This is a genomic window from Pseudomonas sp. TSO6 (assembly GCF_056098905.1).
The window spans coordinates 1-23,107 of record NZ_JBLZWV010000019.1; the positions used below are offsets into that span (position 1 = coordinate 1).

The 23,107-nt window shown below is 62.9% G+C and carries 20 protein-coding genes; 10 read left to right on the plus strand and 10 right to left on the minus strand.

Translation table 11 applies throughout. The features are described from left to right. Positions 1-121 precede the first annotated feature (121 nt). From ACN6NG_RS05280 to ACN6NG_RS05295, 4 genes are all read right to left on the minus strand, one after another. Entirely contained in the window at positions 122-1,360 is a 1,239-nt protein-coding gene (locus tag ACN6NG_RS05280) for an OprD family porin (protein ID WP_063424748.1), read from the minus strand. A gap of 852 nt (positions 1,361-2,212) precedes the next feature. Then, a complete protein-coding gene (locus ACN6NG_RS05285) occupies positions 2,213-3,463 on the minus strand; it encodes a ribonucleotide-diphosphate reductase subunit beta (RefSeq protein ID WP_016498293.1) in 1,251 nt (416 codons plus the stop codon). Between the two features lie 509 nt (positions 3,464-3,972). Further along, the gene (locus ACN6NG_RS05290) at positions 3,973-4,104 is read right to left on the minus strand and encodes a hypothetical protein (protein ID WP_269669256.1); all 132 of its coding nucleotides are present in this window, start codon (positions 4,102-4,104) and stop codon (positions 3,973-3,975) included. Between the two features lie 139 nt (positions 4,105-4,243). Beyond that, complete coding sequence (locus tag ACN6NG_RS05295; protein ID WP_016498294.1) at positions 4,244-7,123, minus strand: ribonucleoside-diphosphate reductase subunit alpha; 2,880 nt, start codon at positions 7,121-7,123, stop codon at positions 4,244-4,246. Positions 7,124-7,842: 719 nt separating this feature from the next. On the opposite strand from ACN6NG_RS05295, the gene ACN6NG_RS05300 reads away from it, so the two are divergent. Continuing rightward, on the plus strand, positions 7,843-8,541 hold the full coding sequence (locus ACN6NG_RS05300; RefSeq protein ID WP_016498295.1) for a response regulator: 699 nt from the start codon (positions 7,843-7,845) through the stop codon (positions 8,539-8,541). Continuing rightward, on the plus strand, positions 8,538-10,145 hold the full coding sequence (locus ACN6NG_RS05305; protein ID WP_474313138.1) for an ATP-binding protein: 1,608 nt from the start codon (positions 8,538-8,540) through the stop codon (positions 10,143-10,145). The genes ACN6NG_RS05300 and ACN6NG_RS05305 overlap by 4 nt, the downstream gene beginning before the upstream one ends. A gap of 3 nt (positions 10,146-10,148) precedes the next feature. Here ACN6NG_RS05305 and ACN6NG_RS05310 read toward each other — a convergent pair whose 3' ends face one another. Both ACN6NG_RS05310 and ACN6NG_RS05315 read right to left on the minus strand, forming a co-directional pair. Beyond that, the gene (locus tag ACN6NG_RS05310) at positions 10,149-10,850 is read right to left on the minus strand and encodes a 4'-phosphopantetheinyl transferase family protein (protein ID WP_197898721.1); all 702 of its coding nucleotides are present in this window, start codon (positions 10,848-10,850) and stop codon (positions 10,149-10,151) included. 175 nt (positions 10,851-11,025) lie between these two features. Further along, a complete protein-coding gene (locus ACN6NG_RS05315) occupies positions 11,026-11,817 on the minus strand; it encodes a dienelactone hydrolase family protein (protein ID WP_474313140.1) in 792 nt (263 codons plus the stop codon). Between the two features lie 129 nt (positions 11,818-11,946). Here ACN6NG_RS05315 and ACN6NG_RS05320 point away from each other — a divergent pair, with 129 nt between their 5' ends. The 4 genes from ACN6NG_RS05320 (at position 11,947) to ACN6NG_RS05335 (ending at position 16,379) form a co-directional block, all read left to right on the plus strand. Beyond that, complete coding sequence (locus tag ACN6NG_RS05320) at positions 11,947-12,552, plus strand: outer membrane beta-barrel protein (RefSeq protein WP_016488681.1); 606 nt, start codon at positions 11,947-11,949, stop codon at positions 12,550-12,552. Between the two features lie 130 nt (positions 12,553-12,682). Then, positions 12,683-13,360 (plus strand): response regulator, encoded by a 678-nt coding sequence (locus ACN6NG_RS05325; protein WP_016498299.1) that lies wholly within the window; start codon positions 12,683-12,685, stop codon positions 13,358-13,360. Beyond that, on the plus strand, positions 13,357-14,703 hold the full coding sequence (locus tag ACN6NG_RS05330) for an ATP-binding protein (protein ID WP_063427457.1): 1,347 nt from the start codon (positions 13,357-13,359) through the stop codon (positions 14,701-14,703). Before ACN6NG_RS05325 ends, ACN6NG_RS05330 begins: the two co-directional genes overlap by 4 nt. Before the next feature lie 353 nt (positions 14,704-15,056). Continuing rightward, positions 15,057-16,379, plus strand: coding sequence for a dicarboxylate/amino acid:cation symporter (locus tag ACN6NG_RS05335; RefSeq protein ID WP_016488678.1), 1,323 nt, complete (start codon positions 15,057-15,059; stop codon positions 16,377-16,379). 74 nt (positions 16,380-16,453) lie between these two features. Here ACN6NG_RS05335 and tsaA read toward each other — a convergent pair whose 3' ends face one another. From tsaA to ACN6NG_RS05355, 4 genes are all read right to left on the minus strand, one after another. Further along, the gene (gene tsaA, locus ACN6NG_RS05340) at positions 16,454-17,146 is read right to left on the minus strand and encodes a tRNA (N6-threonylcarbamoyladenosine(37)-N6)-methyltransferase TrmO (protein ID WP_063427455.1); all 693 of its coding nucleotides are present in this window, start codon (positions 17,144-17,146) and stop codon (positions 16,454-16,456) included. Positions 17,147-17,152: 6 nt separating this feature from the next. Then, a complete protein-coding gene (locus ACN6NG_RS05345; protein ID WP_016498302.1) occupies positions 17,153-17,614 on the minus strand; it encodes a YehS family protein in 462 nt (153 codons plus the stop codon). Between the two features lie 47 nt (positions 17,615-17,661). After that, a complete protein-coding gene (locus ACN6NG_RS05350; protein WP_063427453.1) occupies positions 17,662-18,372 on the minus strand; it encodes an rRNA pseudouridine synthase in 711 nt (236 codons plus the stop codon). Positions 18,373-18,449: 77 nt separating this feature from the next. Next, on the minus strand, positions 18,450-18,902 hold the full coding sequence (locus ACN6NG_RS05355) for a GNAT family N-acetyltransferase (protein WP_049277698.1): 453 nt from the start codon (positions 18,900-18,902) through the stop codon (positions 18,450-18,452). A gap of 197 nt (positions 18,903-19,099) precedes the next feature. Between ACN6NG_RS05355 and ACN6NG_RS05360 the strand changes: the two genes are divergently transcribed. From ACN6NG_RS05360 to ACN6NG_RS05375, 4 genes are read left to right on the plus strand one after another with little or no spacing between them, the layout of a single operon-like run. Continuing rightward, positions 19,100-19,702, plus strand: coding sequence for a hypothetical protein (locus tag ACN6NG_RS05360; protein ID WP_474313144.1), 603 nt, complete (start codon positions 19,100-19,102; stop codon positions 19,700-19,702). A gap of 57 nt (positions 19,703-19,759) precedes the next feature. Further along, the gene (locus tag ACN6NG_RS05365; protein WP_474313146.1) at positions 19,760-20,554 is read left to right on the plus strand and encodes a DUF6502 family protein; all 795 of its coding nucleotides are present in this window, start codon (positions 19,760-19,762) and stop codon (positions 20,552-20,554) included. Then, the gene (locus tag ACN6NG_RS05370; RefSeq protein ID WP_474313148.1) at positions 20,551-22,245 is read left to right on the plus strand and encodes a DUF5666 domain-containing protein; all 1,695 of its coding nucleotides are present in this window, start codon (positions 20,551-20,553) and stop codon (positions 22,243-22,245) included. Before ACN6NG_RS05365 ends, ACN6NG_RS05370 begins: the two co-directional genes overlap by 4 nt. A 54-nt stretch (positions 22,246-22,299) precedes the next feature. Next, complete coding sequence (locus ACN6NG_RS05375; protein WP_353455873.1) at positions 22,300-23,049, plus strand: hypothetical protein; 750 nt, start codon at positions 22,300-22,302, stop codon at positions 23,047-23,049. Positions 23,050-23,107 lie beyond the last annotated feature (58 nt).

A 23,107-nucleotide genomic window follows, 5' to 3' on the forward strand; every position in this document is an offset into this window, starting at 1 on the left:
CGGCAAGCCAGCTCCCACAGGTACTCCACTTGGCTGGAAATTACCGCGGCCTGGTGGGAGCTGGCTTGCCGGCGATGGGGCGCAAAGCGGCCCGAATTTCAATCAGTGCCGGTCTTCCCGGTTACAAGAGCGATAACGGGTAATTGAAGATCAAACGGTTCTCATCGAACTCGTTATTGCTGTAATCCCGTCGTATCGACGAATTTCGCCATTTCACACTCAAATCCTTGAACGCCCCGCTCTGGATCACGTACGCCAACTCCGTTTCACGCACCCACTCCTTACCATCGGTCACCACCCCGCTGTGCACGTCGCGCCCGCTGATATAGCGGTTCATCAAGGTCAGCCCCGGCACCCCGACGGTGACAAAGTTGAAGTCATGACGCACTTGCCACGAGCGCTCGTTGGCATTGTCGAAGCTGGAGTTGTAACTGTCGTTGGCCAAGGTGCCGCCACTGGTGCCGTTGACCCGCATCCAGGTATCGCCATCCACTTTCTGCAAACCTACCCAGAAGGTGCTGCCGCCGTACTTGGCCGAGAACATTCCCGAGTAGGTCTTGTTGTCCAGTTCGCCGGCGCGTTCGGAGCCGTCCTCAGCGCCATGGAAGTAGCCCAGGTTTGCACCCAGGGTCCAGTCACCCACCGGCTGGCTGTGGCTCAGTTGCAGGTATTGCTGCTGGTACACGTCCTTCAGTACCGCATTCCACAGCCCTACCAGCGTGCGGTCCTGGTTGAACTTGTACTCGCCGCCGACGAAGTTGAACCGGTCCGACACGCCAGCGCCGTAGCTCATGTCCTCCATGCTGGCGTCGTTACGCGGGCTGTTGCCGCGGAACTGGCCGCCGTACAGGGTCAGCCCTGCGATTTCATTGGAGGTGACCTGCCCGCCACGGAATGTCTGCGGCAACGAGCGACCGTCGTCCGAGCGAAGAATCGGCAGCACCGGCATCCACTCACCAATCTTCAGCTCGGTCTTGGAAATACGCGCCTTGCCCGCCACCGCCAGGCGCCCGTAGTCGTCTGCCGGCTTGCCATCGTCATGGCGGGGCAGCAACGCCGTGCCGTAGGTACCGCCGCCGCCGTCGAGCTTGACCGACCACAGCCCCAACACATCCACGCCGAACCCGACGGGCCCCTCGGTGAACCCCGAACGGGCATCGAGAATGAAGCTTTGCGTCCACTCCTCGGCCTTGCTTTGCGGGTTGCTGGGGTTGGTGAAGTTACGATTGATGTAGAAGTTGCGCAGCCCGAGGGTGGCCTTGCTGTCCTCGACAAATCCCGCAGCCAGGCTGGTGCCCGGCAGGCCGGCGATGACCCCGGCGCCAAGCAGGGCGAAGGGCAAGGTGTGGCAGATTTTCATTATTGTTGTGCTCCCTAAGGGTGTGGCAGCCCGTCCACCGGGCACGCGCAAGCGGCCTGCGGCGGGGGCGGGTAGTTAACGGGCCGGTCAGGGCCAGGGGTGAATGCGCGGTAACCGGGCGCTACGTAGCGGCGGGTGTACGCGAGCTGGCCGGGCGAAGAGGGGTATGCAACAGACGTGGGTGGAGCGGGATGGGTGTCGACATGGGATCGTCCACTGATTGTTGTTTTTGTTATGTGTTGTCGTACAACTGTGGCGATTATTAGCAAGGGGGAGGCGGACTGTCAACGGCTGATAGCTGAGCCGGGAGGGTCCCGGTTGCTGCATTCCACGCCCCGTACGCGGGACATGGTTTACAAATCAAATCCGATTGGCTGTGGACCCTGCCGCTAGCCTGCGCTATCTTCAGATCTGGCCTCGCCCTCGACCACTCAGACTGGCATGTCCAGTCCCGGCATCCTAGTTGGTGCCGTACCCCTCCTGTCGGCGTGGGCGGGGCCTCTTCCTTTTTCGCAACGCTCATCGGCTAATATCGAGCGCTCCCTGGCGCCACGGCCGCCAGCTAGCTTGGCACATCCCCCCTGCTACGCGATTCCCTGTAGGAGCGGCCTTGTGCCGCGAAAGCTTACAAAAAGGCTGCTGAGCGACTTGAGTAGGCTTCAAGGATTTGGCGGTCCCAGGTCGCAATCTCAAAGTAAAACACCGCCTCAAAGCCAGAGCTCTGCTTCGGTGGGAGCGGGCATGCCCGCGAAGAGGCCAGCACAGGCGAAACCGTCCGCTGACTTGCTATGCTTCCTCTACCAATAAAAAAGGCTGCCAATCGGCAGCCTCCTCGATGTTCAGCCCGGACAATCAGTCCCAGCTCAAAGCACCACCCGTCTGATACTCAATCACCCGCGTCTCAAAGAAGTTCTTCTCTTTCTTCAAGTCCATGATCTCGCTCATCCATGGGAACGGGTTGGTAGTCCCTGGATACTCTTCTTTCAGGCCAATCTGGGTCAAACGACGGTTGGCGATGAACTTGAGGTAGTCCTCCATCATCGCCGCGTTCATGCCCAGCACGCCGCGTGGCATGGTGTCACGGGCGTATTCGATCTCCAGCTGGGTCCCTTGCAGGATCATCTGGGTCGCTTCTTCCTTCATCGCCGCATCCCACAGGTGCGGGTTCTCGATCTTGATCTGGTTGATCACGTCGATACCGAAGTTCAGGTGCATCGACTCGTCACGCAGGATGTACTGGAACTGCTCGGCAACGCCGGTCATCTTGTTGCGGCGGCCCATGGACAGGATCTGGGTGAAGCCGCAGTAGAAGAAGATGCCTTCCAGTACGCAGTAGTAGGCGATCAGGTTGCGCAGCAGCTCTTTGTCGGTTTCGACGGTGCCGGTGTTGAATTCCGGGTCGGAGATGGCGCGGGTGTACTTCAGGCCCCAGGCGGCTTTTTTAGCGACCGACGGGATCTCGTGGTACATGTTGAAGATCTCGCCTTCATCCATGCCCAGCGACTCGATGCAGTACTGGTAGGCGTGGGTGTGGATCGCCTCTTCGAAGGCCTGGCGCAGGATGTACTGGCGGCACTCCGGGTTGGTGATCAGGCGGTACACGGCCAGGGCAAGGTTGTTGGCAACCAGCGAGTCGGCGGTGGAGAAGAAGCCGAGGTTGCGCATGACGATGCGGCGCTCGTCTTCGGTCAGGCCGTCCTGGCTCTTCCACAGGGCGATGTCGGCGGTCATGTTGACCTCTTGCGGCATCCAGTGGTTGGCGCAGCCGTCCAGGTACTTCTGCCAGGCCCAGTCGTACTTGAACGGTACCAGCTGGTTCAGGTCGGCGCGGCAGTTGATCATGCGCTTTTCGTCTACCGCGACACGGGCAGAAGAACCTTCCAGCTCGGCCAGGCCTTCGGCCACGTCGAGGGCGTCGAGGGCAGCTTTGGCACGTTTGACGGCTTCGGAGTCAGACGCGGTAGCAGCGCGAGCTTCCAGAGCGGCGGCACCACCGGCGCTGTCGAGCTTGTCGAGGGTGGCGGCGGCAGCGGCCTGCGCAGGGGTGTTGCCTTTAGCGGCTACTTCGCCGTCTTCGTTATCGAATTCGTCCCAGCTCAGCATGGTTTGGCTCCTGCTTGAGGGTCGCCCTGGGGCAACCGGTTGGATTTTAAAAAATGTGATGCCTGACGCAAGGCCGGTAACGGCGAATGGACAGCTCGAGAGGCTGACTCTCGTTTACATCTGAATGTGTTCTGGCTTGTACCTGGCCAGGCCTCGGGGAGGGGCCAGGACAATTGAATGGCGCTCTTTTCAGAGGGCGCAAAGTATACCGGAATTCACCTTCGATCGGGGCGCATGTCTTGCGGGCGAGGGTAACTTTTTCGACCGGTTTTGCGTGCATCCGTTCACGAAATGGCTGTGTTCTTCTACGGGGGGAGAGTGTAGCGCCAACCTATATGTTGTGCCAGTTTAAATTTTAGGACACACCATATAGTGTTTCTGAGGGATTATCTTGTGTGTTCGGGCCTCATCGCCGGCAAGCCAGCTCCCACAGGCACCGCGCCTGACCGCAGGGCGATGCAGTACCTGTGGGAGCTGGCTTGCCGGTGATGAGGCCGGGGCAGGCAACACTAGCAGCGGTGGCTGCGCAGCGTTTCGACGACATGCGTCTTGGGTTGTTTGCGTGCTACTTCTACCGAGGTAAAACGGCCGGTTTCAGCATTACGACCAATCTTGCGAGTTGCCACTTTTTTCCGTGCCATGGGCTTGCGTCCTGTTTTGAGAGGTGCTGATCTTTTACCGAGCCGCGCGAGCGGTGGGCAAAGGGCAGGGTTTCTCTGAGGCACGGATACAAAAATGCCGCGCGGGGCACCCGTAGGCACCCCGCGCGGCATTCAGGCCTTACTGGCAGGCTTCGCAGTCAGGTTCGTCGATCGCGCAGGCCTTCGGCACTGGCGCCGGGCCGGCTGCCTGGACCGGGGCGCTGTCGCCACCGCTGGAAACGGCGTTGAGCTTGCCGGTGTTGATGGTCGACTTCTCGGTGCTGGTCGCAGCCAGGGCACGGAGGTAGTAGGTGGTTTTCAGGCCACGGTACCAGGCCATGCGGTAGGTCACGTCCAGCTTCTTGCCCGATGCCCCCGCGATGTACAGGTTCAGCGACTGAGCCTGGTCGATCCACTTCTGGCGACGGGAAGCAGCGTCGACAATCCACTTGGTCTCGACTTCGAACGCGGTGGCGTACAGGTCTTTCAGCTCTTGCGGGATACGCTCGATCTGCTGCACCGAACCGTCGTAGTACTTCAGGTCGTTGATCATGACCGAGTCCCACAGGCCGCGGGCCTTCAGGTCACGGACCAGGTACGGGTTGATCACGGTGAACTCGCCCGACAGGTTCGATTTCACGTACAGGTTCTGGTAGGTCGGCTCGATCGACTGCGACACGCCGGTGATGTTGGCGATGGTCGCGGTTGGCGCGATGGCCATGATGTTCGAGTTACGAATACCTTTTTGTACGCGAGCACGCACCGGCGCCCAGTCCAGGGTCTCGTTCAGGTCGACGTCGATGTACTTCTGGCCACGGGCTTCGATCAGGATCTGTTGCGAATCCAGCGGCAGGATGCCTTTGGACCACAGCGAACCCTGGAAGGTCTCGTAGGCACCACGCTCGTCGGCCAGGTCGCAGGACGCCTGGATCGCGAAGTAGCTGACCGCTTCCATCGACTTGTCAGCGAACTCGACGGCAGCGTCGGAGCCGTAGGCGATGTGCTGCAGGTACAGTGCGTCCTGGAAGCCCATGATGCCCAGGCCGACCGGGCGGTGCTTGAGGTTCGAGTTACGCGCTTGCGGCACCGAGTAGTAGTTGATGTCGATCACGTTGTCGAGCATGCGCACGGCAGTGTTCACGGTGCGTTGCAGCTTAACGGTGTCCAGCTTGCCGTCGACGATGTGGTTCGGCAGGTTGATCGAGCCCAGGTTGCAGACCGCGATCTCGTCCTTGTTGGTGTTCAAGGTGATCTCGGTGCACAGGTTCGAGCTGTGAACCACGCCTACGTGCTGCTGCGGCGAACGCAGGTTGCACGGGTCCTTGAAGGTCAGCCACGGGTGGCCGGTCTCGAACAGCATCGACAGCATCTTGCGCCACAGGTCTTTGGCCTGGATGGTCTTGAACACCTTGATCTTGTTGTACTCGGTCAGGGCTTCGTAGTACTCGTAGCGCTCTTCGAAGGCCTTGCCGGTCAGGTCGTGCAGGTCTGGCACTTCCGAAGGCGAGAACAGGGTCCACTTGCCGTCATCGAAGACACGCTTCATGAACAGGTCAGGGATCCAGTTGGCGGTGTTCATGTCGTGGGTACGACGACGGTCATCACCGGTGTTCTTGCGCAGCTCGATGAACTCTTCGATGTCCAGGTGCCAGGTTTCCAGGTAGGCACACACGGCCCCCTTGCGCTTGCCACCCTGGTTGACGGCAACGGCGGTGTCGTTGACCACTTTCAGGAACGGTACGACGCCCTGGGACTTGCCGTTGGTGCCCTTGATGTAGGAGCCCAGTGCACGCACAGGGGTCCAGTCGTTGCCCAGGCCACCGGCGAATTTCGACAGCATGGCGTTGTCGTGGATCGCGTGGTAGATGCCCGACAGGTCGTCCGGCACGGTGGTCAGGTAGCAGCTGGACAGCTGCGGGCGCAGGGTACCGGCGTTGAACAGGGTCGGGGTCGAGGCCATGTAGTCGAAGGACGACAACAGGTTGTAGAACTCGATCGCACGGGCTTCCTTGTCTTTCTCTTCCAGCGCCAGGCCCATGGCCACACGCATGAAGAACACCTGAGGCAGCTCGAAGCGCACGCCATCCTTGTGGATGAAGTAACGGTCGTACAGGGTCTGCAGGCCCAGGTAGGTGAACTGCTGGTCGCGCTCGTGGTTGATCGCCTTGCCCAGTTTTTCCAGGTCGAAGTCGGCCAGGGCCGGGTTCAGCAGCTCGAACTCGATACCTTTGGCGATGTAGGCCGGCAGGGCCTTGGCGTACAGGTCAGCCATCTCGTGGTGGGTGGCGCTGTCGGCTACGTTCAGGAAGCCAAGGCCTTCGGCGCGCAGGGTGTCCATCAGCAGGCGGGCGGTAACGAACGAGTAGTTCGGCTCGCGCTCTACCAGGGTACGGGCGGTCATCACCAGGGCGGTGTTGACGTCCTTGATGGCGACACCGTCGTACAGGTTCTTCAGGGTTTCGCGCTGGATCAGGTCGCCATCGACTTCGGCCAGGCCTTCGCAGGCTTCGCTGATGATGGTGTTCAGGCGGGCCATGTCGAGCGGCGCCAGGCTGCCGTCGGCCAGGGTGATGCGGATGCTCGGGTGCGGCTCGACCACGGCGTCGGTGTTGGCGCGGGTGGCACGCTCCTTGGCGCGCTGGTCGCGGTAGATCACGTAGTCGCGGGCAACTTTCTGCTCGCCGGCGCGCATCAGGGCCAGTTCTACCTGGTCCTGGATTTCTTCGATGTGGATGGTGCCACCCGATGGCATGCGACGTTTGAACGTGGCGGTAACCTGTTCGGTCAGGCGCGCGACGGTGTCGTGGATGCGCGACGAAGCGGCGGCAGTGCCGCCTTCAACTGCAAGGAACGCCTTGGTGATGGCAACGGTGATCTTGTCGTCGGTGTAGGGGACGACAGTACCGTTACGCTTGATCACGCGCAGTTGGCCAGGGGCGGTGGCGGCCAGATCCTGGTTGGAATCGGCGGCCTGCGGCACCTTGGCCTGCGGGTTCTCGCGAGTTGTGTCGGTTTGCATGGGTGGGTGTCTCCACAGTTTCTATATTGTTCAGGCGCCTTTTGGGCGCCCACCGTTCCGTCCACTTGCTCGATGACCCGGCGGGGATGCGCAGTGCATGCGCATCCGCCCGCACGGGCGTACCGACTTCGGGACAGACTCAGGAATAAGGGGCAATAGCTTGCCGCTCCCTGGCCGAAGTCAAAGGTTCTGGGTACATCCCAAAAACCGGTGCTGATGAGTGCCAGGCGTTGCCTGCAACACTCATACCCGAACAACGCCCTGAAAGGGCTTGCCTCGGTCGCCTCCGCAGGAGCGGTTTGGCTGCTGAAATCACCTGAAGTTCAGCCCGGAAAATCGCTTGATTTTGCGGGTTGACTTTTGTGTGTGATTTTGCGCGAACCCCTATATGTAGTGGTTCGCAGCGTTCGGGATACAAGATAATGCGGTATTGGGGGCTTTGCAAGGCGAGCGCCTGTGGATAACGTGTGCGTACTTTGTGAGTGAATGGTGGGTATTCGCTGTAGGCCTTGTGCCAAGTGGTTTGCAGTATTTTTCTGCGTGGTGACGCCCTTGGGCAGTTTTTTTCGGGCGGGATACCTGTCACAAAAAACGGTTCAGTTCAGGGGGCGGTAGTGCATGTCTGAAGATCTGGGGTGCCTGGGAGATCGAGCGCCGCCCATCTACAGCCATACTCTCAGCTGCCCTTACACGATCCCAAGAACAACAAGGCCAAAGCCATGGACCACCCCGTACCCCGCATCCTCATTGTCGAAGACGACCAGCGCCTGGCCGAGCTCACCGCCGAGTACCTGCAGGCCAACGGCTTCGAGGTCGCGGTGGAGGGGGATGGCGCCCGTGCCGCGCGGCGTATCGTCGACAGCCAACCCGACCTGGTCATCCTCGACCTCATGCTGCCTGGCGAGGACGGCCTGAGCATCTGCCGCCGGGTGCGCAGCCAGTACCCCGGGCCGATCCTCATGCTCACTGCACGCAGCGACGAACTCGACCAGGTCCAAGGCCTGGACCTGGGTGCCGACGACTACGTCTGCAAACCGGTACGCCCACGCCTGCTGCTGGCGCGTATCCAGGCCCTGCTGCGGCGCAGCGAAGCGGTGGACAGCAAGCGCCAGGAGGTGACCTTTGGCGAACTGCGTATCGACAACCGACTGCGCGAGGCGCGCCTGGGCGAACAGCTGATCGAGCTGACCGGCGCCGAATTCGACCTGCTCTGGCTGCTGGCCAGCAACGCCGGCCGGGTACTGACCCGCGAACAGATCTTCACCGCGTTGCGTGGCGTGGGCTACGACGGCCAGGACCGCTCCATCGACATACGTATCTCGAAGATCCGCCCCAAGATCGGCGATGACCCGCTTCAGCCACGGCTGATCAAGACCCTGCGCAGCAAGGGGTACCTGTTTGTCGGCGAAGCGCCATGAACAACTCGATCTTTCTGCGTATCTACGGTGGCATGCTGGCTGTGCTGGTGCTGGTGGCGCTGCTCGGCGTGCTCACCCTGCACCTGGTCAACGAAGTGCGCGCCGCCCAGCACCGCGAGGGCCTGGCCCAGGGCACGTTCAGCCTGATGGCTGACAACCTGGCGCAGCAGAATGCAACCGAACGCAAGCGCTCGCTGCTGATCTGGGAGCGATTGCTCGGTGTGCCGCTGGCGCTGCAGCCGATGACTGCGCGCAGCCTCGACGGAGGCCAGCGGGCGCGCCTGTATCGCGGGCTGGTGGTGGTCGAGAAGACTGGCCCGCATGCGGCGCAAGTGCTGCGCAAGGTCGGCCAGGAAGACCTGATGCTGGTGGCGCAGATCAAACAGATAAGCGAGCAACTGGCGCGGGCCACGCTGTATCTGTTGGCCGACGAACTGGTGCGCTACCCGATCACCGAGCAGCAGCAGCGGCTGGCCCAGATCAAGCAGGAGAAGGGCTTTGGCTTTGGCGTCGCGCTGCAGCGCATCGAGCGGGTAAGCCTGGACGATGACCAGCGGCGTCGGGTCGAGGAGGGCGACACAGTCATGGCGCTGGGCAAGGATGGCGACTCGATCCGTGTGTCTGCCGGGCTGGCAGGCTCGCCCTGGGTGCTGGAAATAGGCCCGTTGTACCAGCTCAACCCGTATCCGCCGCAGTTGCTGATCCTGATTACCTTTCTCGGCCTGTGCCTGATCGGCCTGGTGGTCTACCTGCTGGTGCGCCAGCTGGAGCGCCGCGTGTCGGGCCTGGAGATTGCCGCCACACGCATCGCCCAGGGCAGCCTGGACACCCGCGTGCCCGCAGGCGACGCCGACTCGGTAGGGCGCCTGGCCGCCGCCTTCAACGGCATGGCCGAGCACCTGCAGCGCTCGCTGAGCATGCAGCGCGAGCTGGTGCGGGCGGTGTCCCACGAGTTGCGTACGCCGGTTGCGCGCCTGCGCTTTGGCCTGGAGATGATCGAAAGTGCCACCACCGAACAGGCACGGGCCAAGCATCTGGCCGGCATGGACGGGGATATCCAGGACCTCGACAAGCTGGTCGACGAAATGCTGACCTACGCCCGCCTGGAGCAAGGCGCGCCGGCTTTGAAGTTCCAGCGGGTCGACCTGGACGCCTTGCTCGCGCGGGTGATCGAAGAGCTGGCACCGTTGCGTGCCGAGGTGCGGGTAGTGCGCGGCGACTGCCAGGGCGCGGATGCCGAAGGCGCCTGGGTCGAGGCCGAGCCGCGGTACTTGCACCGGGCACTGCAGAACCTGGTCGGCAACGCCATGCGCCATGCCGGTTCTGAGGTGCGCGTGAGTTACCAGTTGGGGCAGCAGCGGTGCCGCATTGATGTCGAAGATGACGGCCCCGGCATCCCCGAGGGCTTCTGGGACCGTATCTTCACCCCGTTCACCCGCCTGGACGACAGCCGCACCCGTGCTTCGGGTGGGCACGGCCTGGGCCTGTCGATCGTGCGGCGAATCATTTACTGGCACACGGGCCGGGCGACGGTGGGGCGCAGCGAAGCGTTGGGTGGCGCCTGCTTCAGCCTGAACTGGCCACGCCAGCAAGCGCCACAGTAAAGGTCATACGCTGACCAGGCTGAGCAGGTGGCCGTCCTGCAGGCAGAATTGGCCTTGCAACTCGGCGCCTTGGCGCCACTGCGGCGACAGGTCGGTGAGCAGGCGCAGGCGGGCCAGGCCTTCGGTGGACCAGTCCAGCACTTCGGCGTGTTCGAAATAGAAGCGCTGGCGGGTCAGCGGGTAGAGGGTCTTGAACAGGCTTTCCTTCAGCGAGAAGGTCAGGGTGACCGTCAGGTCGAGTTGACGGCGGTCCAGGCGTTCGAGCTCGGGCGGGGTGAGGATTTCGGCCATCAGCCGTTCGGCGCGTTCGTCATCCAGCAAGGCCTCCTGATCCAGGCCCAGGCCCTGGCAACTGCCCTCGGCGGCGACTACGGCGGCGGCCCAGCCTTTGCCGTGGGTGATCGAGCCGCGAACGCCCGCCGGCCAGATCGGCGAGCGGTCCTCATGGGTGCCGGGCACGTAGTCGCGACCGTCCAGGCGCTGCAGCGCCGCGCGCGCGCATACGCGACCGGCCAGGTACTCAGCCTGGCGCTTGGCCACCGAGCGCTGCAGGCTGGCACTGGGCACGACGCCGGCGCGCTGGAAGTCGTCGGGTGCCAGGCGGGCAGGGTCGAAGGCACAACTGACCAGCACCGCGCCGGGCAGCGGGCGGGGCAGGGGCCAGTGGTGCTGGAGTGGGGCGCAGCAGGCGGGGAGAGTGTTCATGGGGCTATTGTGCCAGCCGCAGCGGCGGTGTGGGAGGTGGGATTGCTGGGGCTGCGTTGCAGCCCATCGCCGGCAAGCCAGCTCCCACAGGTGCTGCGCAGCGCTTGAGGTTTGCGCAGTGCTTGTGGGAGCTGGCTTGCCGGCGATGGGCCGCACAGCGGCCCCCCGACAATCGTTATTTGAACACCTTCTTGAAGAACGCCTGCATGTCCGCCCAGGAGCTCTCGTCCGCCGCCTTGTTATAGCCAATGTCCGGCCCCCCATGTTCGCCATGGCTCAGCCGGTCAGCATCGGGGTTGGTAAACCCATGCTTGGCGCCGTCAATGCTGACGAACTGGTAGTTGACCTTGGCCGCATCCATTTCTGCCTTGAACGCGTCCACCTGCTGCTGGGCGACCATGCTGTCCGCAGCGCCATGTTCAACCAGGATGTCCGCCCGTACTACGCCAGGCTTGGCCGGCGTCTGGGTGGCCAGCGCGCCATGGAAGCTCACCACGCCGTCCAGCTTCTCGCCCCTGCGTGCGGCATCAAGCACCACCTTGCCGCCAAAGCAGTAGCCCACAGCGCCCAGTTGGTGCTTGTTGACGTTCGGCTGCTTTTTCAGCAACTCCAGGCCCGCGTCGAAGCGCGCTGCTGCCGCGGCCGGGTCCTTCATCGCTTCGGCCATGAATGCCTGGGCATCCTGCGGATGCTCGGTGTGCTTGCCATCGCCGTACATGTCGATGGCCAGCGCTTTGTAGCCCAGGGCCGCCAGATCTCGTGCACGGCGCTTGGCATAGTCGTTCAGGCCCCACCATTCATGCACCACCACGATGCCTGGGCGTTTGTCGTCCAGCGCATCGTCGTAGGCGTAGTAGCCGACCAGGCGATTGCCGTCGGCGTCCTGGTAGGGAATTTCACGGGTCACTACCGCCGCTTGGGCGAGGGCGGCGCTGCACATCAGGGTCAGGGCCAGCAGGGCACGCATCTTTACTACTCCTTGTCTTGCAGACAGTTCGTTCAGCCGAGGTTCAGCCAGGGTTCAGTCGCGGTTCAGGGTGCCCTCCTTACTCTAGCTTCCAGACCGAAACAGCGCACCCAACTGGAGTTACCAGCCATGAAAACCTTCAACACCCTGCTTGCCGCCATGGCCGTCTGCGCCGCTGGCATCACCACTGCCCAGGCCGCCGACGACAACTTCGCCAGCCTCACCTACGGCCAGACCAGCGACAAGGTTCGCAAGTCCGGCCTGCTACAGCGCAACACCGACCAGCTCAATGCCGATGGCATCATCGGCAAGGACGACACCTGGGGTGTACGTGTGGGCAAGATAAACGATCAGGGCCGCTACTACATGACCTACGACAACGTCTCGGGTGACCACAGTGGCCTGAAGCTGCGCCAGGAAAACCTGCTGGGTAGCTACGACCTGTTCCTGCCGGTGGGCGATACCACCAAACTGTTCGGCGGTGGCAGCCTGGGCATGACCAAGCTCACCCAGGACTCGCCAGGCGCCAGCCGGGATACCGACTACGGTTATGCCTACGGCCTGCAGGCCGGTGTGATCCAGGACATCACCGACAAGGCTTCGGTGGAACTGGGCTACCGTTACCTGCGCACCAATGCCGCGACCGAAGTGGGCGCGCATGGCGGGCCGAAGGACGGCACCCTGCGTCTGACCAGCAGCGCGCAGACATACCTGGCTGCTTCCTACAAGTTCTGACGGGCGAGCCGCGTTATCCTGTACCGGCCCTTTCGCAGCACAAGGCTGCTCCTACAGGAATACCACCCCCTGTAGGAGCAGCCTTGTGCTGCCGAGGCCGGTACAGGCAATCCACATTAAGGAGCTGCACATGAAACTGCTGGTGGTCGAGGACGAAGCCCTGCTTCGCCATCACCTCTACACCCGCCTAGGCGAAAGCGGCCATGTGGTCGAGGCGGTCGCCGATGCCGAGGAGGCGCTGTACCAGGCCGGGCAGTACCACTTCGACCTGGCCATCATCGACCTGGGCCTGCCCGGTATCAGTGGCCTGGAACTGATCACGCGCCTGCGCAGCCAGGACAAGACTTTCCCCATTCTCATCCTCACCGCCCGCGGCAACTGGCAGGACAAGGTCGAGGGCCTGGCCGCCGGTGCCGACGACTATCTGGTCAAACCGTTCCAGTTCGAAGAGCTCGAAGCGCGGCTGAATGCCCTGTTGCGCCGCTCCAGCGGCTTCACCCAGTCGACCATCGCCGCAGGCCCCTTGGTACTCGACCTCAACCGCAAGCAGGCCACCCTCGACGACCAGCCCCTGGCGCTGACCGCCTACGAGTACCGCATTCTCGAATACCTGATGCGCCATCATCAGCAGGTGGTGGCCAAGGATCGCCTGATGGAGCAGCTGTACCCAGGCGACGAGGAGCGCGACCCCAATGTCATCGAAGTACTGGTCGGCCGCCTGCGCCGCAAGCTTGAGGGCGAGCACGGCTTCAAACCCATCGACACCGTGCGCGGCCTGGGCTACCTGTTTACCGAGCGCTGCCGATGATCCGCTCGCTGCGGGTACGCCTGATGCTGGCCGCCGCAGTACTGGCCTTGCTGTTCATGCTGGCGCTGCTGCCGGCCTTGCAGAAGGCCTTCAGCCTGGCGCTGCAGGAGTCGATCGAGCAGCGCCTGGCTTCGGATGTGACCACGCTGATTTCCGCCGCGCGCATCGAGCATGGTCAGTTGCAGATGCCGGCCCTGCTGCCGGACGAGCGCTATAACCTGCCGTACACGGGCCTGCTCGGTTATATCTTCGACCGCGACGGCAATCTGGTCTGGCAGTCGCGGGCCACCGCCGACCGGCACATCAACTACCGCCCGCGCTATGACGGGCGCGGCAATGAGTTCGCCCGCATTCATCAAGCAGATGGCGAAGAGTTCTTTGTCTACGACGTCGAGGTAAAGCTGCTGGGTGGCCAGAGTGCCGCCTACAGCATTGTCGCCCTGCAGCCGGTGAGCGAGTACAAGGCCACCCTCAATGGCCTGCGCGAGAAGCTCTACCTGGGCTTCGGTGCAGCCTTGCTGGCGCTGATGGTGCTGCTATGGGCTGGCCTGACCTGGGGCCTGCGCTCGTTGCGCCGGCTTAGCCACGAGCTGGATGAAGTGGAGTCGGGCGCGCGCGATGGCCTGAGCGGCGAGCACCCGCGCGAGCTGCTGCGCCTCACCCGTTCGCTCAACCGCCTGTTGCGCAGTGAACGTGAGCAGCGCACGCGCTACCGCGACTCGCTGGACGACCTGGCGCACAGCCTGAAGACGCCGCTGGCGGTGTTGCAAGGCGTGGGCGAAAGCCTGCAGCAGCGCAGCGGTGAGCGCGAGCAGGCGCGGGTGCTGCAAAGCCAGATCGAGCGCATGAGCCAGCAGATCGACTATCAGCTGCAACGCGCCAGCCTGCGCAAGAGCGGCCTGGTGCGCCACAGCGTGAGGCTGCGGCCGTTGCTCGACAGCCTGTGCAGCACCTTGGCCAAGGTGTACCGGGACAAGCGGGTGAACGTGACGCTGGAGCTGCCCGATGCGGCGCAGGTGCCGATGGAGCAGGGCGCCTTGCTGGAAATGCTCGGCAACCTGCTGGAAAACGCCTACCGCCTGAGCCTGGGCCAGGTGCGCGTGAGCCTTGAGCAGGCGCCCGGGCAGCTGACCTTATGTATCGAGGACGATGGGCCGGGGGTGCCGGCCGACCAGCGTGAGCGCATTCTGGAGCGCGGCGAGCGGCTGGACAGCCAGCACCCCGGGCAGGGGATCGGGCTGGCGGTGGTCAAGGACATTGTCGACAGCTATGACGCCGAGCTCAGCCTGGGGGATTCGCCCTTGGGTGGCGCGGCGTTCAGGATCACTTTCCACCTGGACTGATTTTTTCGCCTGTACCGGCCCATTCGCGGGTAAACCCGCTCCCACAGGGATCGCACAGCCTTCGAATGCTGGGCGGATTCCCGCCATCCCCCCTGTACAAAACCCGCCACCGGGCGGAAATCCGCCAGCCTTCCTCAGGCAAATCGCCCTGTCGTTGGGCATTTATCCCTAGCAAATACGGCCCTTGCACCCTTCATGGGCATTTTGGCACCACCCTTGCTATTGATCCTGGCAGAGGCCTGCCCAGGCAGCTCGAACACAACGACAAATCCCTCCAAGTGCAGGAGGGTTAGCGATTCAGGTGCCCCATCACCCTGGGAAGGGTGAACCGGCACACTTGAGGAAAATGAGCCATGACGACACGTCAGCCGCTGTACAAATCCCTGTATGTCCAGGTGATCGTTGCCATCACCATCGGCATCCTGCTCGGCCACTACTACCCGGAAACGGGCGTCGCCCTCAAACCCTTGGGTGACGGCTTCGTCAAACTGATCAAGATGGTCATTGCCCCGATCATCTTCTGCACCGTGGTCAGCGGCATCGCCGGCATGCAGAGCATGAAGTCGGTCGGCAAGACTGGCGGCTACGCGCTGCTGTACTTTGAAATCGTCTCCACCATCGCCCTGATCATCGGCCTCGTCGTCGTCAACGTGGTCAAGCCGGGCGCTGGCATGCACATCGACGTCAGCACCCTGAACGCCAGCAGCGTGGCCGCCTACGCCGCCGCCGGCGCCCAGCAGACCACCGTCGGCTTCCTGCTCAATGTCATCCCCAACACCGTGGTGGGTGCCTTCGCCAACGGCGACATCCTGCAGGTGCTGATGTTCTCGGTGCTGTTCGGCTTTGCCCTGCACCGCCTGGGCAGCTACGGCAAGCCGTTGCTGGACATGATCGACCGCTTCGCCCATGTCATGTTCAACATCATCAACATGATCATGAAGCTTGCCCCGATCGGTGCTTTCGGCGCCATGGCCTTCACCATCGGCCAGTACGGCGTGGGTTCGCTGGTGCAACTGGGCTACCTGATGGCGTGCTTCTACATCACCTGCCTGCTGTTCGTGCTGGTGGTGCTGGGCGGTATCTGCCGCGCCCACGGCTTCAGCGTGCTCAAGCTGATCCGCTATATCCGTGAAGAGCTGCTGATCGTGCTGGGTACTTCCTCCTCGGAATCGGCCCTGCCACGCATGCTGGCCAAGATGGAGCGCCTGGGCGCGAAGAAGTCGGTCGTCGGCCTGGTTATTCCGACCGGTTACTCGTTCAACCTGGACGGCACCTCGATCTACCTGACCATGGCTGCGGTGTTCATCGCCCAGGCCACCGACACCACCATGGACATCACCCACCAGATCACCCTGCTGCTGGTGCTGCTGGTGGCTTCCAAAGGTGCTGCCGGCGTCACCGGTTCGGGCTTCATCGTGCTGGCCGCCACCCTGTCGGCTGTTGGCCACCTGCCGGTAGCTGGCCTGGCGCTGATCCTCGGCATCGACCGCTTCATGTCCGAAGCCCGCGCACTGACCAACCTGGTGGGCAACGCTGTTGCCACCGTGGTCGTGGCCAAGTGGGTCAAGGAAATGGACAACGACAAGCTGGCCTCGGAGCTCGCTTCCGGTGGTGCACCGCTGGTCGATACCCGTCCGACCGATGACCTGGGCGTGGCCGAAGGCCCGGCTCGCTGATCGCGCGGCTATAGAACGAAAGAGGCGACCCTAGGGTCGCCTTTTTCATGTGCGCTGTTCGCGTCGGTGGGCGGTCAGGCCAGCACCACCTCCAACACCCGGATCACCTCCGGCTGAGGGTAATGCCACCTCACCTGCACATCCCAGAACTTCACCCCGTACACCCGCTCGGCTGGTGGTACCTGGTAGGCCGGGCGCGGGTCTTGCGCCAGGCATTGTTCGATCAGTTCTACCAGCGGTTCAGCCAGCCGCAGTGCATGCTCGCGGGCCTGGGGCAGGGCGTTGTCGCCCCACTGCACGGCAATCGCGGCGGGCGCTGCGTTGGCCATCTGGTTGCAGGCGTCTGTAATGCAGTCGGCGTACGGCACATATGGCTTGATGTCCAGCACCGGCGTGCCATCGAGCAGGTCGATCCCGGACAGCAACAGGCGCCCGGGCTCCACACCCTCCAGGCGCACTACCGACTGGCCGATGCCGTTTGGCCGGTGGGTGGCACGGGTGGCGAACACCCCCATGCTCTTGTTGCCGCCCAGACGCGGTGGCCGCACTTTCAGGCGCGGCTTGTCCTCGAGGGCCTGGTGAAACAGGAACAGCAGCCAGACATGGCTGACCTGCTCCAGGCCTTCGACCGCATCACCCTGGTCGAACGGCGGCAGCAGTTCGAGCACGCCCCGCGCAGCAGGCGCCAGTTGGGGCTGGCGCGGGATGGCGAATTTCTCCTTGAAGCAGGAGCGGACGATGCCGACGGGTGCAACCGTATGCTGCATGGCCACTTAGCCGCGCACGCGCTGGGTCAGGCCTTTGAGGAAGTTGCGCAGCAACTGGTCGCCGCACGGGCGGTAGTTTTCGTGGCCGGCCTTGCGGAACAGCGCGCTCAGTTCAGGCTTGCTGACCGGGAAATTGACCGACTTGAGGATCACGTGCAGGTCGTCTTCCTTGAGCTCGAAGGCCACCCGCAGCTTCTTGAGGATGAGGTTGTTGGTCACTGGCAGCTCGACCGGCAGTGGCGGGCGGCTGTCGTCCTTGCCACGGCGGTGGATTACCAGGCCATCGAGGAAGTGCGCCATCACCCGATCAGGGCAACGGACGAAGCCTTCCTCTTCTTCTTTCTTCAGGTAGGTGGCCAATACCAAAGGGTTCACCTCGAGGCCGGAAAGCCCGATGATCTCGGCCATCTTGGCGTCGTTCACCTTGAGCATGTAGCGCAGGCTGCGCAGGACGTCGTTGTGGTTCATTGCTGCAGAATCCTGTTCAGGTGCCACGCTTGTGCGTGGCGTGTTGCTTAGAAACGTTCGGTAGTCGCCACGTAGCGCCATTGGCCGAGGGGCAGCTTGCCCATCGACACACCGCCCAGGCGAATGCGGCGCATGCTTACCAGCTCCAGGCGCAGGTAGGCGCACAGCTCGGCGATCTGCCCGGGTTGGGGGTTTTTCAGCACCATGCGCAGGTGGGTCTCGTTCTGCCAACTGGCCTTGGCCTTGGGCAGCTCGCGGTCATTGCGCGTGGCACCGCGCGCCAGGCGTTCCAGCGCCTGAGGTGTGGTCTCGCCGCGCACTTCGACAATGAACTCCTGCTCCAGGCGACGCAGGTCGGCCTCGATCTTGCGGCTTACCCGCCAGTCCTGGGTGAATACCTGCAGGCCGCTGGCGCCGCGCTCGAGCGGTGCCACGCAGGCCTGGCGGTTAAAGTGCCCGTGCAGGGCGCGCACGCCTTCGCGGTGCGCCTCGCTGAGGGTGCCCATGTTCATGCTGGCGCGGGCGCTTTCGCTGTCCACGCCGGCCGCCTGGTTGAGCAGCAGGGTTACCGGCTCCAGCGCTTCGACGCGGGCACCCGGGAGCAGCTCGACGCGCTGGTCCTCTACCTTGAACTGCGGCTGCTCGACCACCACGCCGTCGACCGTGACCCAGCCACCTTCGATATAGAGCTCGGCATCGCGGCGAGAGCAGCCAAGTTGCTCGATAAGGCGTTTGGACAGGCGGACGGGTTCGGACATGACGGCAATTCGCAAAGGCAGGGAAAGGCCAGCATTGTACCTGCCTGAGCGGCAGAGGGGCTGGGAATCTGTGTCATTTACGCCGTTTTGCTCAGGCGCATGTGCAGGAGGGGGTAGGGCTGGCCCAGGCCGTCGGTTTCCGATCGGCCAATTACTTCGAAGCCTTCGTGTAGGTAAAAGCCCAAGGCCTGAGGGTTTTGCTCGTTGACGTCCAGGCGCTCGGCGTTCAGCTCGTCGATGGCATAGTGCAGCAGGCGCTTGCCCACCCCTTTGCCACGGTAATCCGGTGCAACAAACAGCATGTCCACGCGCCCGTTGGCGACCCCGGCAAAGCCACAGATGCGCTGCCGGTCCCTGCAGCAGATCAGCATCACTGCGTCGAGGTAGCGGCGCAGTACCTGTTCTCGCAGTAAAACAATGTAGCCCTCTGGCAGGAAATCGTGAGTGGCACGTACCGAGTCCTCCCACACCTGCACAAGCTCGCCGTAGTCGCGCAAGTGCGGGGTTTGTAGCGTCAGTAGCGATGGCATGCCGGTGGTCCTCCATGGCGATCAGGAAAACATAGCAGGCCAACCACCGGTCGGCTTGTTCGCGCGGCGCTGGAAGCGCGGGGCGCAGGGGTCTATTAGTTAAGCGTGGGAAAAAATCCCACGCAAAGAAAAGAAAACACTGAAAACAAGATTTCTGCTGATTTGGCGTTCTCGTGGCGACGACCTGGAGACGGACTATGCAAATCCACCTGCTGTTCAAGAAGGCTTTACTGGCGGTTGCCGTGGCTGGCGTGCTGTCGACGTCCATTGTTTTGATCCCTGACTCGATTTCTCATGGCTCCAGCGCCTACGCCAAAGATGGCGGTGGTGGTGGTGGTGGCCACGGCGGCGGCGGAGGCGGCGGGGGTGGTGGCCACGGTGGTGGCGGCGGAAGCGGCGGAGGTGGTGGCGGCCACGGTGGTGGCGGCGGAAGCGGCGGAGGTGGTGGCGGCCACGGTGGCGGCGGCGGAAGCGGTGGTGGAAGTGGCGGCGGTGGTGGCCACGGCAGTGGCGGTGACGGCGGCGGCCATGCCGGCGGCCATGCCGGCAACAGTGGCAGCGGCCATGGCAACTCCGGCCTGGGCCACGCCGGTGATTCAAATGCTGGGCGCAGCGGCAACCATGCTGAAGCGGGTGACGATCATGGCAATCACGTGGGTGGTGAGCCCGGGGATGATCATGGTAATCATGCCGGCGGCGAGCCTGGCGATGATCACGGCAATCACGTTGGTGGTGAACCTGGTGATGATCACGGCAACCATGTGGGTGGCGAACCGGGTGATGACAACAGCAGGAGCTGACAGGCGTTGATCAGCCCAACTCTGCCCCCTTCGATGTTAAGCGCACTGCGGCGTGTCATGCGCCCGCTGGTGCGCTTGATGTTGCGCAAAGGGGTTACCTACACGATGTTCGCTGACCTGCTCAAGGAGGTGTTCGTCGACGTAGCCCATCGTGAGTTTCGTCTGGACGGCACCCCGCCCACTGACAGCCGCGTAAGCCTGCTTACAGGCGTGCATCGCAAGGATGTCCGGCGGCTGCGCAGCGAAGGTGGCATGGCACTCGAGGCCTTGCCGGCGAACATCACCCTGGGCGCACAGTTGGTCAATGCATGGACCTCCCGCCCGCCGTTCTGCTCGGCACCTGGCCAGGCACTGGCACTGCCGCGTTTGGCAAGTGTGGGTGGCGAGTGCTCATTCGATGCCCTGGTGGCCACGGTCAGCACAGATATCCGCGGGCGTGTGGTGCTGGATGAGTGGTTGCGCCTTGGCATCGTCCGGCTTGATGAGCAGGATCGTGTGCACCTGCAAGCCCAGGCGTTCGTGCCGCAGAAAGGTTTCGATGAAAAAGCCGCGTACTTGGGCCACAACCTGCATGACCATGCCAGCGCAGCGGTGCACAACCTCAGTGGCCAGGGCCTGCCGTTCTTCGAACGCAGTGTGCACTACGATGCTTTGAGCCCCGCCAGCGTCGAGCACGTGCGTGAAGTGGTTGCCAAAGATGGCATGCAGACGCTGCTGGCCTTCAGCCGGCTCGCAGCAGAGCTGGAAAACGTTGATGAGCCCAGCGCGGAGCAACGTCAGCGCATCACTGTCGGGCTTTATTTCTACACTGAAGCTACCGACCCCGAATTGTCCAAGACGCCAGGCCCATGACCCCCCTCACGCGCTGCCTCCGTGCCGTTGCCGTTGCCCTGGTCCTGGGGTTGAACCTGGCGGCGCCTGCCGAGGTGGTTGCAGCACCGGTTTGTGTCAGCCGCGACGAAGTGGGCATGGCCGGTGCCACAGGCCTGCAGTTTCCGGGGGGGACAGGCGGTACCGGTGCACGCAGTGAAAACGGTGGTATCGGCGGCACTGGCGCGCCTCTCCCGCAACGCCCTGGCGGCACCGGCGGCACTGGCGCGGTGGCCGAAGGTGTGGACGGCACCTACTTTGATCACGGTAACGGCGGGGTAGGTGGTACCGGTGCGCCGATCCTGCGCCCAGGCGGTACCGGTGGTACCGGCATCGTCGGCACCATCACCGGGTTTGCTTCGATCTGCGTCAATGGCATGGAAGTGCACTATGGCAAAGACGTGCCGGTGAGTGAAAACGGTGCGCCCGCCAGCAGTGCTCACTTGGCGATCGGGCAGGTTGTAGCGGTGGAGGCAATTGCCACCCAGCGCGGTCTCCAGGCAGGGCGTATTTCTATCCTCAACGTCTACGAAGGGCCGCTGACGGCGCTCCCCAATGCTTCGGCGCCCCTGCGGGTGATGGGCCAGCCTGTGCGGCTCGCCGCAGGCGCGCGGGTGGCTGAAGGGCTGCGTGCAGGCGAGCCGGTCCGGGTCAGTGGCCTGCGCGATGCCACGGGCGAAGTGGTGGCAACCCGTATCGAACGGGCGCCGGGCCTCAGAGAGGCCAGTGCCATTGGTGCAATCGACCGCCCAGGCAGCCTGCAAGGGTTGGCGCTGGGCACCCGCGTAGCCCCCGCGCGCGAAGTGCTGGTGCGCGGCCAGTGGACCGGGCGCCAGCTGGAAGTGGCACAAACCCGTCCAGACCCGAGCCTGCCGTTTGCTGGCCGCGTCCAGCAGGCGGTGGTCGAAGGGTTGGTGCAGCGCGTGCAGGCACGGCAACTGGTGGTCGCGGGCATCAATGTGACGCTGGGGCAGGGCACCGTGGTTGTCGGCAGGCAGCCTGCAGTGTTGGCGCTCGATCAACGCGTTCGGGTCAGCGGCGTGCTCAGTGGTACTCACGAGTTACGGGCCACCCGTGTGGAATTCCAGGATGACCGTGCTGACAACCCGGACCGAGGCCATTCGGGGCACGGCGGCGAGCACGACAGCAGTGATTCAGGCGGCTCCGACAATAGCGGCCATGGAACAAGCGAGGCGATCAGTGTTCGCAGCGAAAGCAGTGATGATCACAGTGGGCGCAGTACCGTTGAAGACGCCAGTGGTCACGGCAGGTCTGAAAGCGTGGACAAGTCTGGCAAGTCAGAGCATGTCGAAACCGTGGAGCAGCCCGAGAGCAGCAACAGTGGGAAGGGTGATCGGGTAGAGAAGATTGAAGTCGAGAAAGTGGAAAAGGTTGAGAAGGTTGAGAAGGTTGAGAAGGTCGAGAAGGTTGAGAAGGTCGAAAAGCCTGAAAAAGTCGAGAAAGTAGAAAAAGTTGAGAAGGTCGAAAAAGTCGAAAAGCCTGAAAAAGTCGAAAAAGTCGAAAAAGTCGAAAAAGTCGAAAAGGTAGAGAAAGTAGAAAAGCCTGAAAAGGTAGAGAAGGTGGAAAAAGTCGAGAAATTCGAAACCATCGAAAGGCCGGAAAAGGTAGAGACCGTCGAAAAAGTAGAGCATCCGGAGCGATCCGGGCGTTAGGCAACTAGGCTGGGGAAGTCCGACCACACTTCCCGAATGGGTACTGAGGTGCAGATGAGACCCGCGCTCCCTCTTTTTGCCTGCCTGCTGTCATGCACCAGTGCGTCGACCGTGGCCGATACCTTCAGCACCGCCATCGGCATGGACTACTCAAGTGGCGACTATGGCACAGGTACCACTTCGGAAATCTGGTACGTCCCCGTGGTCGGCAAATATGAAACCGGCCCCATGACCTACAAGGTCACCTTGCCCTGGTTGCGTATCACCAACCCGGAAGTAGGCCCCAATGGTGACCCCCTGCCCGGAGGTTGCCGGGATGTGGAAAGCGGGCTGGGTGACACGGTCGTCAGCGCCGGGTATGCCCTGCTGGATGGCAGTGACGGCGGCCTGATGCTCGACCTGATCGGCAAGGTCAAATTCCCCACCGCCGATGAAGACCAGTGCCTTGGCACCGGTGAATACGACTACACCGCCCAGGTCGACATCACTCAGGGCTTTGGCCCGGTCACAGGCTTCGCGACATTGGGCTGGAAGAAGTTCGGCGACCCGCCCGACAGCGACTTTGACGACCCGGTATTTATCAGCCTTGGCTTCGCCCTGCCTGTGGCTGCAGGTACTTCCGCGGGCGCCTCCTACGACTGGCGGCAGAAAGTGGTCTCGACCGGTTCGCAGATCAAGGAACTCACCCTGTTCCTGACCCACAAGCTCAACCAGCAATGGAAAGTCCAGCTCTATGCGGTCAAAGGCTTCTCTGATGCCAGCCCGGATGCAGAGGGGGGCCTGATGCTGTTTCACACGTTTTAACGAAAAAAGCCCCCGCGCCGGTCATTCTCGCGGGGAATGCCAGGGCAGGGGCTTTTCA

Coding starts and splice junctions, on each gene's coding strand:
- ACN6NG_RS05280 (WP_063424748.1), bottom strand. CDS start 1,360: ATGAAAATCTGCCACACCTTGCCCTTCGCCCTGCTTGGCGCCGGGGTC.
- ACN6NG_RS05285 (WP_016498293.1), bottom strand. CDS start 3,463: ATGCTGAGCTGGGACGAATTCGATAACGAAGACGGCGAAGTAGCCGCT.
- ACN6NG_RS05290 (WP_269669256.1), bottom strand. CDS start 4,104: ATGGCACGGAAAAAAGTGGCAACTCGCAAGATTGGTCGTAATGCTGAA.
- ACN6NG_RS05295 (WP_016498294.1), bottom strand. CDS start 7,123: ATGCAAACCGACACAACTCGCGAGAACCCGCAGGCCAAGGTGCCGCAG.
- ACN6NG_RS05300 (WP_016498295.1), top strand. CDS start 7,843: ATGGACCACCCCGTACCCCGCATCCTCATTGTCGAAGACGACCAGCGC.
- ACN6NG_RS05305 (WP_474313138.1), top strand. CDS start 8,538: ATGAACAACTCGATCTTTCTGCGTATCTACGGTGGCATGCTGGCTGTG.
- ACN6NG_RS05310 (WP_197898721.1), bottom strand. CDS start 10,850: ATGAACACTCTCCCCGCCTGCTGCGCCCCACTCCAGCACCACTGGCCC.
- ACN6NG_RS05315 (WP_474313140.1), bottom strand. CDS start 11,817: ATGCGTGCCCTGCTGGCCCTGACCCTGATGTGCAGCGCCGCCCTCGCC.
- ACN6NG_RS05320 (WP_016488681.1), top strand. CDS start 11,947: ATGAAAACCTTCAACACCCTGCTTGCCGCCATGGCCGTCTGCGCCGCT.
- ACN6NG_RS05325 (WP_016498299.1), top strand. CDS start 12,683: ATGAAACTGCTGGTGGTCGAGGACGAAGCCCTGCTTCGCCATCACCTC.
- ACN6NG_RS05330 (WP_063427457.1), top strand. CDS start 13,357: ATGATCCGCTCGCTGCGGGTACGCCTGATGCTGGCCGCCGCAGTACTG.
- ACN6NG_RS05335 (WP_016488678.1), top strand. CDS start 15,057: ATGACGACACGTCAGCCGCTGTACAAATCCCTGTATGTCCAGGTGATC.
- tsaA (WP_063427455.1), bottom strand. CDS start 17,146: ATGCAGCATACGGTTGCACCCGTCGGCATCGTCCGCTCCTGCTTCAAG.
- ACN6NG_RS05345 (WP_016498302.1), bottom strand. CDS start 17,614: ATGAACCACAACGACGTCCTGCGCAGCCTGCGCTACATGCTCAAGGTG.
- ACN6NG_RS05350 (WP_063427453.1), bottom strand. CDS start 18,372: ATGTCCGAACCCGTCCGCCTGTCCAAACGCCTTATCGAGCAACTTGGC.
- ACN6NG_RS05355 (WP_049277698.1), bottom strand. CDS start 18,902: ATGCCATCGCTACTGACGCTACAAACCCCGCACTTGCGCGACTACGGC.
- ACN6NG_RS05360 (WP_474313144.1), top strand. CDS start 19,100: ATGCAAATCCACCTGCTGTTCAAGAAGGCTTTACTGGCGGTTGCCGTG.
- ACN6NG_RS05365 (WP_474313146.1), top strand. CDS start 19,760: ATGCGCCCGCTGGTGCGCTTGATGTTGCGCAAAGGGGTTACCTACACG.
- ACN6NG_RS05370 (WP_474313148.1), top strand. CDS start 20,551: ATGACCCCCCTCACGCGCTGCCTCCGTGCCGTTGCCGTTGCCCTGGTC.
- ACN6NG_RS05375 (WP_353455873.1), top strand. CDS start 22,300: ATGAGACCCGCGCTCCCTCTTTTTGCCTGCCTGCTGTCATGCACCAGT.